This is a genomic window from Actinoplanes sp. NPDC048791, assembly GCF_040650095.1.
GTDB lineage: Bacteria > Actinomycetota > Actinomycetes > Mycobacteriales > Micromonosporaceae > Actinoplanes.
This window is the reverse complement of sequence record NZ_JBEZGQ010000118.1, coordinates 1-13,728: the sequence shown is the minus strand read 5'-3', so window position 1 is coordinate 13,728 and position 13,728 is coordinate 1. Positions and strand designations below refer to the sequence as shown.

Below are 13,728 nucleotides of genomic sequence, written 5' to 3'. Positions count from 1 at the left end.
TGGCGACCGGCGGGCTGCAGCTGCGCGGCATCGTCGAGGCCGTCGGCCCGCAGGGCTGTACGGCCGTCGCGGACACCCTGATCTGCGGCACGAAGGACGGCCGGCTGACCGTCACCGACGTCGGCTGAGTCCCGCCCAGCCGGCGCCCAAGGGCTACCCGGTCTCGCCCGGGCGGTCGACGATGGCCATCTTGCGATAGATCACCTGCCGGTACAGGTCGCCCTTGCGCCCGTCGCCGGTGCCGCCCTCGTTCTTGATCGCGACCAGACGCTCGCCGATCAGCGTGTACGTCTGCTTGTCGAAGAGCAGCTCCTGCGACAGGTAACCCTCCACCACCCGGCCCAGCCCGATCGCCGGATGCCCGTCGAGGTTGACCGCGTCCGGGTTGACCTTCATGCCCGGCTGCTGGGCGAGGTAGCGGAAGATGGCCGCCTTGACCTCGGGCGGCAGCACGTACTGGCCGGCCAGCGCGTCGGGCGCCGCCATCACGCCGCCCTCGGGATGCTCGAGCCACGCGGCGATCGCCTCGGGCGTGGTCAGCTTGACGACCTGCGACCAGGGGACGAAGGCGAAGTACGTGCCGTCCTGGCCCTGCCGCAACACGTCCAGCTTGCCGTTGCGCATCGACGCCTGCACCTGACCGTCGATCCGGTTCCACCTCTGGACCTTGCGGTACTTGGCCTTGCCGGGCCGGAGCGCCCCGTTCGGGGCCTTCTGCTCGTACGCCCGCGGGTTGCGCATCTCCTGGGTCTCGACGTACATGAACTGGGTCGGGGCCGGATCGGTCCACTGCTCCTGCTCGACCGTCCACGCCGCGTTCTCCAGCACCTGTGCCGCGTTGACCGGGCGCAGATACGGCACGGCCGCGGCCGCCTGGGTGTGGTCCGGCCGCTGCTCCGATATCGGTGGTGTCACCCGGGTTTCGCCACCGGCGTTGCCGATCGCCACCGCCGCGACGACGGCCGCCGCCGTGGCGACACCGACGACCATCGGGACCCGCAGACGCCACGAGTTCCGGGTCCGGGGCGCCATCCGGCCTCGCAGGGCATCCCGGGCGCGCTGCTCGGTTGCCGGGGACGGCTCCGGGTCCGGGCCGAAGGTCTCCCGCAGAATGCTGATCTCGTCCATCATTCGTCCACCTCGATCTCGGCGCCCAGCGCCTGCCGCATGTCCTGTCGTGCCCGGTGCAGCCGGGACCTGGCCGTGCCCGCGGGTATGCCCAGCGCCTCGGCGACCTCCTGCTGGGTGAGCCCGGCCCAGGCGACCAGCAGCAGGACGGCTCGTACCGGTTCCGGCAGCCGCCGCAGAGCCTCGGCGAGCGGGCCCCGCACGGCCGCCGCGTCGAGCCGTCCCGCGACCGCGTCGGCGTGGCTGTCGGCCCGGCCGGTGTCCTGCCCGCCGGCCCGGGCGAGCGCCCGATACCGCCGCAACTCGGCCCGGACGTGCCGGGCCACCAGGTTGGAGGCGATCCCGAACAGCCAGGGCCGCAGGTCGCCGCGGGCCGGGTCGAACGTGTGCCGGCGATCGAACGCGATCAGGAACGTCTCCGACGCCACGTCCTCGGCCAGATCGGGACCGAGCCGCCGCGCCACGTACGCGTAGATGGCGCGATAGTGCCGGTCGAAGATCGCCGTGAAGTCCCGCTCGATGAGGTGAGCGTCGGCGTCCAAGCCCGTGGTGCCCGGTTGTTCCACAGGGTGCATCACACCCTTACTTCGCCGGATCCGGGAAGAGTGTTCAGCCGAGCCCGGCGGCATACTCCTGAATCATGGGTTTCGAAGAGGAGTGGCGCGACGCGATCGCCGGCACCGATCGGGTTCCGGATATCGGTGTCGCGGTGGGCGGACCCGGCGGTGAGGTCTGGACCGCCGGCCCTGACCTGTTGTTCCCGGCGTGCTCCATCAGCAAGCACGTCGCGGCGTTCGGCACGCTTCGGCTGGTCGCCGAGGCCACGATCGACCTCGACACCGACGTCAACGCCTACCTGTCCGCCTGGCGCCTACCGGGAGCCGGCACCGTGACCGTGCGTCAGGTGCTGGCCCACACGGCAGGGCTGACCAAGAACTGGTTCCCCGGCTATGCCGCGGGTGAGCCCGTACCGTCGCTGCGGCAGATTCTCCGGGGTGAGCCGCCGGCCAACACGCCCGCGGTCCGGCGCGAGCTGCCGCCCGGCTCCGAGTTCCGCTATTCGGGCAGCCACTACGCCGTTCTGCAGCAGCTCCTGGCCGACGTGACCGGCACCCCGTTCGAGGAGCTGATGGCGGCGCTCGTGCTCGGACCGGTGGGCATGGCCGACAGCAGCTACGACCAGCGCTTCCCGTACGGGAACCAGCAACGTGCCGCCCGCGGGCACCGCGGCGGCGTCCCCATCCCCGGCGGCTGGCACACCCAGCCGGAGCTGGCCGGAGCCGGACTGTGGACCACCCCCGCCGACCTGGTCCGGCTGGAACTGGAGATCCACCGTGCCACCACGGGCGGATCCGCGCTGCTACCGCCGGAGCTGACCACCCAGATGCTGACGCCGCAGGTGCCGGGCGGATTCGGCCTGGGCACCGAGTTCGGCGACGGGTGCTTCGGGCACACCGGGCAGAACACCGGCTACAGCTGCTTCTCGTTCGCCTGGCCGGCGTCGGGCACAGCTGTCGCCGTGATGACGAACGCCGAAGACTGCCGCGACACGCTGTCGGCCCTCATCGGGCTGGGGCGCCGCCACTTCGGCTGATCGGCTCTCGCGGAGCAATCACCGGACGGGTCGGCGTGACCGTCCAGGAACCGCCCCGCGAGGGCATATGACGTATGATGTATTCACTGACGTTAATGTTAAGTTTCGTCCACGTCAAGTGATGACTGTCGATCCAAGCGCCGGTCGACCGAGCGCAGATGGATCAGGCCGTCCAGGGCCAGCCGGTCCTGGGAGGGGGCCAGCGGGCGCCAGATCGACGCGGCGGTGGCAATCGCATCGTTCAGCGCGGTGAACGACTCGATGCACACCGCGCCGCGGTATCCGGTCGCTCGCAGGGCGCCGAAGAAGCGGGGCCAGTCGAAGTGGTCTCTGCCGGGTGCGCCACGATCCGTGCCGCTGACCTGGACGTGCTTGATGTGGGGACCGGCGAGGCCGAGGATCGCGTACGGGTCGGACTCCTCGATGTTCATGTGATAGGTGTCGATCATGAGGCCCACGTTCGCGGGCAGGCCGTCGATCAGTTCGAGGGCCTGCGTCAGGGTGTTGACGACGCTGGTCTCGTAACGGTTGAGCGCCTCCACGCCGATGCTCACGCCCCGCTCGCCGGCGTACTCGGCGACCGGCGCCAGCGCCTCGCGGAAGTCCGCGTAGCAAGCCGTGCGCGCCGTCGGCGACATGCGCCAGGTCCTCCCCACCGAGGCGTAGACCGGGCCACCGACGCAGGGCGCCCCGAGGACGGCGGCGTTGTCCACGCAGGTCTTCAGATACGCCACGGTCGCCGTGACCACGGCGGCCGGCGCCGCGACGAGCTCACGCCCGGGTGGGGTCACCGCGCAGACGCCGGCCGCGGTCAGGTGGTGCGCCGCCAGCAGGTCCCGGGTACGGGCCGGGTCCCAGTCGCCCGGTTGCTCCAGCGGTAGCTCGACGGCGTCGAAGCCGAACGCGGCGATCCGGGGAACGAGCTCGGCCAGGGCCTCGTCGTCGACCGGCGAGGCCCACACCCACGGGTTGACACCGATGGCGTACAACCGGCTACTTCCAGCGCTGCGGGTAGCCGGGCAGGTCCGTGCAGCCGCACACGGCGTAGTGCAGCGGAGGCATGTCCGCATCGATGTACTCGCCGAGGTTGTCCTGGGTGATGGTCGGCTGCGGCAGCTTCCACGGGCTGGACACCGGTTCGCCGTTGAGGACGCGCAACGCGGCGATGATCGGCGTACGCCACTGATAGGTGGGATAGGTCGGCGCGATCGCGGTGAGGTTCTTGTCCTTCCACGTCTTGAGGAAGTCGAGCTGGTCCTCACCGTTGATCGGCGGCAGCGGCCGGCCCGCGTCCACGAACGCTTCGACCGCGGCCACCGCAACCGCTCCCGCGTCCATCCAGACGCCGTCGATCGTCCCGTACCGCTGGATGTAGTCGTTGACGATCTTCTTGGTCTTGGCCGGATCACCGTCGGTGAACTCGACGCCGATCACGTCGACCCCGGCCTTGTCGAAGGCGACCTTGGCGGCGGACCAGCGTGTCTCCAGCACGTCGACGCCGGGCAGGATGCGCAGGGCGAGCACCTTGCCGCCCTTCTTCATCCGCTGACTGATGAAGTCCGCCGCGACGTGGCCGAACCCGTAGCCACCGATCGGGTTGATGAAGGTCACCGGGCAGGTCGAGTCGACGCCGCGGTCGAAGACGATGACCGGCAGACCCTTGGCGCAGGCGGCCTCGACGGCCGGGGTGAGGGTCGCGGTGGTGTTCGGCGACACGATGAGCGCGTCGCAGCCCTTGCCCAGCAGGTCGTTGATGTCGGCGATCTGCTTCTGGTCCTTGCCCTCGGCGTCGACGTGGACGAACTGCTTGATCTGGCGCCCGTGCGTCTCCACCTCGGCCTGCATGGTCTTGAAACCGACCTGGCGCCACGGGTTGTTCAGGCCCGCGTTCGAGAAGCAGATCTTGTACGGTCCCGGCTTCTTGAACTTGGCCGTCTCCACCATGCTCGGCTCGAGCACCTGCTCCCACGGCTTGCCGGCGGGCCCGGTCGGGGTGGCGCCGAGCAGGGCGAGTTCCTTGTCGTAGTCGGCCTGCACGAAGAACTTCGACTGTGCCCCGGTGCCGGACCCGGCTGCTTGCGAGGCGGCGCCCGAGGCGACGGCGGTGGGCTCGTCGGTCGCGCAGCCGGCGAGCGCCAGCACGGCACCGATCGCCAGGGCGGCTGTGGAACGTCTCACTGGATCCCCTTAGCTGGAACGGAACGCATGGCCGAGACGGCCACGGCGAGCAGGATGATCGCGCCCTGGACCGTCGATCGGAGGGCGCCGGAGACGCCGTAGAAATTCATCAGCGTGAAGAGCGTCTCGAGGGTCAGCGCACCGAGCATGGCGCCGACGACCGAACCGCGGCCCCCGCCCAGGGCGACGCCGCCGAGGACCACCGCGGTGATGGCGCCGAACTCCAGACCGGCTCCGGCCTGGAAGGAGACACCGCTGTAGCCGCCGATGAGGATCGCGGCGACCGCGGCGGCCAGTCCGCTCAGCACGAACGCCAGGGTCTTGGCGTGCCGGACCCGTACCCCGCTCAGCTCGGCGGTCCGCGGATTGCCGCCGGCAGCGACGAGGGTCCGGCCGAAGTCGGCACGGGTCAGCAGCACGGCCAGGGCGGCCACGGCCACCAGGATCAGCAACGCGTACGGAATCCGACCCAGCAGGAACACGTCCTCGAACGCCCGCCGGCCGAACCGGCGGAACTCCTCGGACAGCCCGCCCTTCGGGGCGCCGTCGGACCACAGGTAGACGGCGCCGACGAGGATCAGGTACATGCCCAGGGTCGTGATGAAGGAGGACACCCGCAGCCGGGTGGTGATGACGCCGTTGACGAGACCGACGGCTGCGCCGAACGCGAGCAGCAGCAGGATCACCGGCCAGGTACGCGACGGATCGCTGTCGATGAGCCGCGCGGCCACGACGACCTGCGCGGTGACCAGAGAGCCGACGGACAGGTCGAACTCGCCCGCGACGATCACGAAGTACTGACCCGCGGCGAGCAGGATGAGCGGCGCCGATCGGCCGAGGAACGACATCAGCGACGGCGGGGAGAGGAAGTCCGGTTGGCGGATGCTGAGCAGTACCAGCAACACCGCGAGGATCACCAGGATCGGCGCGAGGCCGCCGGGGCGGAACCGCACCCGGAGCCGACTACGTTCGGCGAGCTGCATGGCTACGACGCCGCCTTCCGCAGGGCGCGCCGGGCGTAGACGGCGACGGCCGCGATGATGATCACGCCGCGGATCACCTGCTTGACGAAGGCGTCGACCTCGAGCTGGTTGAGGATGGCGTCGATGCTGGCCAGCAGCAGCACACCACCGACGGTGCCGGCCACACCGCCGCTCCCCCCGGCCAGGGCGGTGCCGCCGAGGACCACCGCGGCGATCGACTCCAGGTCGTACAGTCCCTCGGTGCCCACCCGCGGCGCGCCCGAGCCGAGCCGGCTGGCGAGATAGATGCCGGCCAGTCCGGCACAGAGCGAGCACAGCACGTGGGCGGTGATCAGCACCCGGTCGTTGCGTACGCCGGAGAGCCGGGCGACCTGCGGGTCACCGCCGACGGCGATCAGATGGTGACCGAAGCGCGTACGGGTGAGAACGACCCAGGTCGCGACGGCGACGGCCAGCAGGAGCAGGAACGACACGGGCACCGGGCCGATGCGCTGGTATCCGAGGCTCTGCACGAGAGCCGGCGCGGTGCGGCCCGCCGGGCCGTCGTAGCCGTTGTCGAGGTAGCCCTTCAGCAGCAGCCCGACGCCCACGGTGGCGATGAACGCGTTGATCCTCGCCTTGGTGACGAGCACGCCGTTGAGCAACCCGATCGCGGCGCTGACCCCGAGCGCCAGCGCGATACCCGGCAGCAGCCCCGCATTGCTGCCGGCCATGGCCTCCGCCGCGACCAGGGTGCTGAGGCTGACCACGTACGCCACGGACAGGTCGAGCGAGCCGCCGATGATGACCACGGTCTGGCCGACGGCGACGAGCCCGAGGCCGGCGGCGACGTGCAGCAGGCTCACCGTCGTCGGCTGGCTGAACAGCTGCCCGCCGTCGATCGTGACGACCAGCCAGCCGACCGCCAGGGTCATGGCCAGGGCGACGAAGACGCCGGGTGCGGTCCGCCGGGCCGGCAGGGTCAGTGCGGTGTTCATCAGGCCGCCGCCGGCACGGTGCCGAGGGCGAGGGTGAGGACCTCTTCTTCGGTGGCGCCCGCGGGCAGCTCGCCGGCGATCCGGCCGTCGCGCAGCACGATGATCCGGTCGCTCATCCCGAGCAGCTCGGGCAGGTCCGACGAGATCATGAGTACGGCCGCACCGTCGCGGGCCAGGCGGCGGACGAGGTCGTGGATCGCCGACTTGGCGCCCACATCGATGCCCCGGGTCGGCTCGTCGAACAGCAGGATCCCGGGCCCGAGGGCCAGCCACCGGGCCAGGACGACCTTCTGCTGGTTGCCGCCGGACAGGAAGCGGATCTCCTGGTCCTCCGTGGCGGCCCGCACGTCGACGGCGGCGAGCAGGTCGCGGACCCGGGCGGTACGGGCGGCGCGGCCCCGCCAGGTGGGCAGCACAGCCCGCCCGGCCAGCAGTGCGTTGTCGAGCACCGACGCCCCGGCGACGATGCCCTCGCCCTTGCGGTCCTCGGTGACGTAGGCGATGCCGGCGCGCATCGCGACGCGCGGCGAGCGCAGCCGGACCGGTCGGCCGTCGAGCGTGACCTCGCCGGTGGTGAACGGCGCGGCGCCGAACAGAGCGCGAGCCAGCGCCGAGCGCCCCGAGCCCTGCAGGCCACCGACGCCGAGCACCTCACCGGCCCGCAACCGCAGATCGATGTCGCGCAGCTTCCGGTTGGCTCCGTTGTGGACGGTGAGCCGGACCGGGCCGGGCTCGTCCGGCGCGGCCCGGTCGGGGTAGTAGCTGGACAGGTCGCGGCCGACCATGTGCCGGACCAGCCGACCGGGGTCGGTGTCCGCGGCGTCCACGGTGGTCACCAGCCGGCCGTCCTTGAGCACGGTGATCCGGTCGGCCAGGTCGAAGACCTCTTTGAGGCGGTGCGAGACGTACAGCACCCCGATCCCCCGTTGCTGCAACCGCCGGACGAGCGCGTAGAGCCGCTCGACCTCGTTGTCGGCCAGGGCCGCGGTGGGTTCGTCCATGATGAGCAGCCGCGCGTCCAGGGCGAGCGCCTTGACGATCTCGACGATCTGCTGCCGGGCGACGCCGAGACGACCCACCCGGGACCCGGGTGGCAGCGAGCTCTCCCGGATGGAGGCCAGCAGCTCGGCGGTGCGCTCGCGCATGGCCCTGCGGTCGACGAGCCCGCGGCGCACGGGTTCGTGGCCCAGGTACACGTTCTCGGCGACGGTGCGCTCCGGCAGCAGGTTGAACTCCTGGTGCACGATGCCGATCCCGGCCCGCTGGGCGTCACGCGGGCCGCTGAACCGTCGCGGCGCGCCGGCGAACTCGATCGTGCCCTCGTCGGGCGCGTACCCGCCGGACACGATCTTCATGAGCGTGGATTTGCCGGCGCCGTTCTCACCGACGATGGCATGCACCTCGCCCGGTACGACATCGAGGTCCACCCCGCCGAGGACGCGCACGCCGAGGAACGATTTCCCGATGCCCTTCAGCGCGAGCAGCGGCGACGGCAGAGCGTCAGACATCAGCGGCCCCTACGATGCGTGGTCACCAAAGGATCAATAGTGGAATTGGTCGACAGCGTAGATGTTCCTTTCGACAAAATCAGCCCACAAAAATGTGTAACGGAATTGGCCCGACCGTAGTCGTATTGACTTTCGGCAATGGGTGAACGCATGCTGGCCGGGCAGACCACGGGACCCGACGGCGTTCGACACGACGCTGCGCCCGGTCCCGGAGGAACCTGACTGCCCGTCGCGGCGGACGGCATGACGATCTGACCGGCACACGCACGCCTTCGGTACGCCCGGCGCTCCCGGGCCGTCCGAAGGTCAGCGCCGCGTGCCCGTGGTCCTCAGCCCCATCCCCCGGCCAGTACAGGAGACGGCATGCGTCGCAGCACATTGATCATCGGGGCGATAGCGGGTCTGCTGTTGTCGTTCTTGGTCGCCGTTCCACCGGCGTCAGCGGCTCCAGCGTTCCGCGCTCTGCTGTTCACCAAGACCACCGGCTACCGCCACGACTCGATCCCCGCCGGCGTCGCCATGTTCACCGAACAGGCCGCCGCCAACAACTTCGAGGTGGTGCACACCGAGGACTCCAGCGCCTTCACCCCGGCCAACCTGGCCACCTTCGACGTGCTCGTCATGTTCCAGACCTCCGGCATGGTGTGGACCACGGCGGCCCAGCGCCAGGCGGTGGAGGGCTTCCTGGCCGCCGGCAAAGGCATCGTCGCTGTCCACAACGCCACGGACATGGGCATCGAGGCCGAGTACCCGTGGTGGGACCAGACGATCAACGCCGGCGCGCACATGCCGGAGCATTCCCCCGGCGTGCTGCCCGGCACCGCGGTCGTCGCCGACAAGAACCACCCGTCCACCGTCGGCCTGCCGGACCGCTGGAACCGCAGCGAGGAGTGGTACAACTTCGACCGCAACCCGCGCGGCGACGTCCACGTCCTGGTCACCGCCGACGAGCGGACGTACAACCCGGGCCCGCGGGCGATGGGGGCCGATCACCCGATCTCCTGGTGCCGCAACACCGGCGGCGGCCGGGTGTGGGCCACCGGAATGGGTCACGCGATCGCGTCGTACAGCGAGACCTCCTTCCGCAACCACGTCCTCGGCGGCGTCAAGTGGGCGGCCGGCACCGAGCCCGGTGACTGCGGTGGCACTGTCTGGAGCAACTTCGAGAAGCGCACGCTCGACGACAACACCGCCGACCCGATGGCGATGGCGGTCGCTCCCGACGGGCGGGTGCTCTACGTCCAGCGCGCCGGGCAGGTGAAGATCTTCCGGCCGGCCACCAACAGCACCGTCACCGCCGCCACGCTGAGTGTCTACACAGGCGGCGAGGACGGCCTGACCGGGCTGGCCCTGGACCCGAACTTCGCCAGCAACGGCTACGTGTACCTGTACCACTCGCCGGCCAGCAGTACCACCGACGTCAACCGGGTCTCCCGCTTCACGCTCACCGGCGACACCCTGGACATGTCCAGCCAGGTGACGATCATCGACATCCCGGCGTACCGGGACCGCACCTTCCCGGAGCCGGGGCACACCGGTGGCTACATCGAGTTCGGGCCGGACGGAAATCTCTACATCGGCACCGGTGACGACACGCCACCCAACCTCGACCCGAACTGGCAGGGCTGGGCGCCGCTGGACTGGCGCGCGGGCAAGGCCAACCTCGACGCCGCGCGTAGCGCGGGCAACACCAACGACCTGCGGGGCAAGCTGCTGCGGATCCGGCCCTCGGCCGGCGGCGGGTACACCGTCCCGACCGGCAACCTCTATCCGCAGGGCACCGCGCAGACCCGGGCCGAGATCTACGCGATGGGCTTCCGCAACCCGTTCCGCTTCTCGATCGACCCGGCCAACGGCCACGTGTACCTGGCCGACTACGGCCCCGACCGCAGTGGCGCCACCACCAACCGCGGCCCCGAGGGGCTCGTCGAGCTCAACGTCATCAAGGCCCCGGGCAACTACGGCTGGCCGTTCTGCCACGGCAACAACCAGCCGTACGCGCCGTTCAACCCGGACACCGGCGTCGTCGGCGCGAAGTTCAACTGCGCGGCACCGGTCAACAACTCACCCAACAACACCGGCCTGACCAGTCTCAAGCCGGTCGTCGCCCCGAACATGTGGTACGGCTACGGCACCTCACCGACGTTCCCGGAGCTCGGCTCGGGCGGGTCGGGCCCGATGGGCGGACCGGTCTACCGCTACAACGCCGCCAACCCGTCGGCGACGAAGTTCCCGCCGTACTACGACGGTGTCCACTTCTTCTACGAATGGACCCGCAACTACATCAAGGAAGTGCACTTCGACTCCGCCTCGGCGGTCACCCGGACCAACCCGTTCCTGCCCGCGGGCAACTTCATCAAGCCGATGGACCTGGAGTTCGGCCCGGACGGCTCGCTGTACGTGCTGGAGTGGGGCTCGAACTTCGGTGGCGGCAACAACGACTCCGGCCTCTACCGGATCGACTACATCCAGGGCGGGCGGTCCCCGATCGCCAAGGCGACAGGCACGCCCACCAGCGGGAACGCGCCGCTGACGGTGCAGTTCAGCAGCGCCGGCACGACCGATCCCGATCCCGGCAACACCCTGAGCTACCTGTGGACCTTCGGCGACGGCACCACCTCCACGGCGGCCAATCCGTCACACGTCTACACCGCCAACGGCAACTACGCCGCCCAGCTGAGGGTCACCGACAACACCGGCAAGGCGTCCTTCGCGAACGTGCAGATCACGGTCGGCAACACCGCACCGGTGGTCACGATCACCGTGCCGGCCAACGGCGGAATGCTCAACTTCGGCGACCGGGTCCCGTACACGGTCACCGTGTCCGATCCGGGCGGCGCACCCATCGACTGCACCAAGGTCCTGGTCAACCCGGCCCTGGGCCACGACGACCACCAGCACGAGACGACCGACTATCCGGGCTGCTCGGGCACCATCGCCACGGACCTGCTCGGCGGGCACCCCGACGGCGCCAACCTGTACTACGTCCTGCGGGCCCGCTACACCGACGACGGCGGTGCCGGTGGCGCGAGCCCGCTCACCGGATACGCCCAGGCGGTCCTGCAACCCAAACACAAGCAGGCGGAGTACTACAGCAGCCAGTCCGGCGTACGGGTCGTCGAGCAGGCCGCCGCGGAGAGCGGCAAGCGGATCGGCGACGTCTCCAACAACGACTGGGTGGCGTTCAGCCCGATGAGCCTGTCCGGCATCACCAGCGTCAGCTACCGGGTGTCGTCACCGAACAGCGGCGGATCGATCGAGCTGCGCGCCGGCTCACCGACCGGCACGCTGCTGGCCACCACGCCGGTGCCCAACACCGGCGGCTGGGACAACTACCAGTCCACGCCGGCGGTCAACACCACCGCCCTGGCCGGATCCCAAACGCTGTACATGGTCTTCAAGGGCTCCGCCACCAGCCTGTTCGACGTCGACTCGTTCACCTTCGGCGGCAGCGGCGTGGGGACCGGCGCGCCCGACCCGGGCGGAGTGGCCGGCCGCACCTGGACCGTCACGGCCCAGCACAGCAGCAAGCTCATCGACGTCAGCGCCGCGTCGACCGCCGACGGCGCCCAGATCGTCCAGTGGGCGGCGACCGGCGGCAACAACCAGAAGTGGCAAGCCGTCGACGCCGGTGGCGGTGCCGTCTACCTCAAGGCCGGACACAGCAACAAGTGCCTCGATCTCACCGGCGGCTCCACCGCCCAGGGCGCGTTCCTGCAGCAGTTCACCTGCAACAACAGCAACCAGCAGAAGTTCCTCGTGACAGCGACCGCCACGGCGGGCGTCTACACCGTCAAGAGCGTCCCCAGCGGACTGTGCATCGACGTCAACGGCGCGGCCACGACGGACGGCGCGCGCCTCCTGCAATGGGGCTGCCACAGCGGCACCAATCAGCAGTGGCGCTTCACCGCCGCATAGCCCCACCACATCGAAAGGAAGCAGCAATGCGACAGGGCACCAATAGGCACAGATGGCGTACGCCGATAGCCGTCGCCGCGGCTCTGGTTCTCGCCGGCGTCGGTGTCACCGGAATCCGGCTGGCGGCCGCGTCCGCCGACACCGTCGCCCTCGCGGCCACGGCCGGGTGCGGCAAGGCCCCGGGGTTGAACAGCGGCACCCACACGATTCAGAGCGGCGGCCAGAATCGCAGCTTCATCCTGCGGGTCCCCGCCAACTACAACAGCAACAACCAGTACCGGTTGATCTTCGCCTTCCACTGGCGGGGCGGCACCATGAACGACGTCGCCTCGGGCGGGACCAGCGGCAGTGCCTGGTCCTACTACGGCATGCAGGAGCAGTCGAACAACAGCGCGATCCTGGTCGCGCCGCAGGGCAACGGCAACGGCTGGGCCAACCCCGGTGGGCAGGACGTCACCTTCGTCGACGACATGATCCGGCGGATCGACGAGACCCTCTGTGTCGACACGACGCAGCGCTTCGCCCTCGGGTTCAGCTACGGCGGCGGCATGAGCTATGCCCTCGCCTGCGCCCGGGCCAACGTCTTCCGCGCGGTCGCGGCCTACTCCGGGGCGCAGCTGAGCGGATGTAGCGGCGGCACCCAGCCGATCGCGTACTTCGGCCTGCACGGCGTCTCGGACAACGTCCTCAACATCTCCCAGGGACGGGCGCTGCGTGACACGTTCGTCCGGAACAACGGCTGCTCTGCGCAGAACCCACGCGAGCCGTCACCGGGCAGCGGGCAGCACGTCACCACGCTCTACGCCTGCCGGGCGGGATACCCGGTGCAGTGGGCCGCCTACGACAGCGGCCACGGGCCGGGCCCGGTCGACGGGTGCTCCGGCTGCGAGGACGGCGTCCGGACCTGGACCAAGGCAGAGGTGTGGCGGTTCTTCGCGCAGTTCCAAGGCACCGGTCCTTCGCCGGATCCGACCACTCCCCCGCCGAACCCGACGGGCAACCGGCTGCGTAACGAGGGGTCCGGCCGGTGCCTGGACGTCAGCGGGGCCAGCACGGCCAACGGCGCCCAGACGCAGATCTGGGACTGCCACACCAACCCCAACCAGCAGTTCACCCAGAACGGGCAGACCCTGCGGGTGACGGGCAAGTGCCTGGACGTGCCCGCGAACGCCGCAGCCGGCGCCCGGGTGCAGATCTGGGACTGCAACGGCGGGGCCAACCAGCAGTGGAACCGCAACAGCAACGGCACGATCAGCAACGGCCAGAGCGGGTTGTGCCTCGACGTCAACGGCGCCGGCACCGCGAACGGGTCGGCGGTCATCGTGTGGAACTGTCACAGCGGCGCCAACCAACGCTGGGCCGCGGCGTAACGATCGCCCAGAGGCGGGCCCCGCGGGGGCCGGGGCCCCCGGCCCCCCGGGGATTAGGACACAAAGGGGCGG

Annotated in this window: 10 protein-coding genes; 3 read left to right on the top strand and 7 right to left on the bottom strand. The window is 70.2% G+C overall.

The genetic code is table 11. From position 1 onward, the window contains the following. Positions 1 to 153 precede the first annotated feature (153 nt). Together AB0C29_RS12030 and AB0C29_RS12025 are read right to left on the bottom strand one after the other, a co-directional pair. Positions 154 to 1,131, bottom strand: coding sequence for a hypothetical protein (locus tag AB0C29_RS12030; RefSeq protein WP_360818914.1), 978 nt, complete (start codon positions 1,129 to 1,131; stop codon positions 154 to 156). Continuing rightward, entirely contained in the window at positions 1,128 to 1,694 is a 567-nt protein-coding gene (locus AB0C29_RS12025; RefSeq protein WP_360818911.1) for a sigma-70 family RNA polymerase sigma factor, read from the bottom strand. Before AB0C29_RS12025 ends, AB0C29_RS12030 begins: the two co-directional genes overlap by 4 nt. A gap of 74 nt (positions 1,695 to 1,768) precedes the next feature. Between AB0C29_RS12025 and AB0C29_RS12020 the strand changes: the two genes are divergently transcribed. Continuing rightward, positions 1,769 to 2,722, top strand: coding sequence for a serine hydrolase domain-containing protein (locus AB0C29_RS12020; protein WP_360818908.1), 954 nt, complete (start codon positions 1,769 to 1,771; stop codon positions 2,720 to 2,722). 98 nt (positions 2,723 to 2,820) lie between these two features. On the opposite strand, the gene AB0C29_RS12015 is transcribed toward AB0C29_RS12020, so the two are convergent. From AB0C29_RS12015 to AB0C29_RS11995, 5 genes are read right to left on the bottom strand one after another with little or no spacing between them, the layout of a single operon-like run. Next, complete coding sequence (locus AB0C29_RS12015; protein WP_360818905.1) at positions 2,821 to 3,711, bottom strand: sugar phosphate isomerase/epimerase family protein; 891 nt, start codon at positions 3,709 to 3,711, stop codon at positions 2,821 to 2,823. Between the two features lie 4 nt (positions 3,712 to 3,715). Then, positions 3,716 to 4,900, bottom strand: coding sequence for a substrate-binding domain-containing protein (locus tag AB0C29_RS12010; protein WP_360818902.1), 1,185 nt, complete (start codon positions 4,898 to 4,900; stop codon positions 3,716 to 3,718). After that, positions 4,897 to 5,883, bottom strand: coding sequence for an ABC transporter permease (locus AB0C29_RS12005; RefSeq protein ID WP_360818899.1), 987 nt, complete (start codon positions 5,881 to 5,883; stop codon positions 4,897 to 4,899). Before AB0C29_RS12005 ends, AB0C29_RS12010 begins: the two co-directional genes overlap by 4 nt. A 2-nt stretch (positions 5,884 to 5,885) precedes the next feature. Continuing rightward, positions 5,886 to 6,860 carry an ABC transporter permease gene (locus AB0C29_RS12000; RefSeq protein WP_360818896.1) on the bottom strand — a complete coding sequence of 325 codons (975 nt, stop codon included), beginning with the start codon at positions 6,858 to 6,860 and terminating at the stop codon, positions 5,886 to 5,888. After that, positions 6,860 to 8,368 (bottom strand): sugar ABC transporter ATP-binding protein, encoded by a 1,509-nt coding sequence (locus AB0C29_RS11995; protein WP_360818894.1) that lies wholly within the window; start codon positions 8,366 to 8,368, stop codon positions 6,860 to 6,862. Before AB0C29_RS11995 ends, AB0C29_RS12000 begins: the two co-directional genes overlap by 1 nt. A 363-nt stretch (positions 8,369 to 8,731) precedes the next feature. Between AB0C29_RS11995 and AB0C29_RS11990 the strand changes: the two genes are divergently transcribed. Then, entirely contained in the window at positions 8,732 to 12,286 is a 3,555-nt protein-coding gene (locus AB0C29_RS11990; protein ID WP_360818892.1) for a ThuA domain-containing protein, read from the top strand. A 26-nt stretch (positions 12,287 to 12,312) separates the two neighbouring features. After that, the gene (locus tag AB0C29_RS11985) at positions 12,313 to 13,656 is read left to right on the top strand and encodes a ricin-type beta-trefoil lectin domain protein (RefSeq protein ID WP_360818889.1); all 1,344 of its coding nucleotides are present in this window, start codon (positions 12,313 to 12,315) and stop codon (positions 13,654 to 13,656) included. Positions 13,657 to 13,728 lie beyond the last annotated feature (72 nt).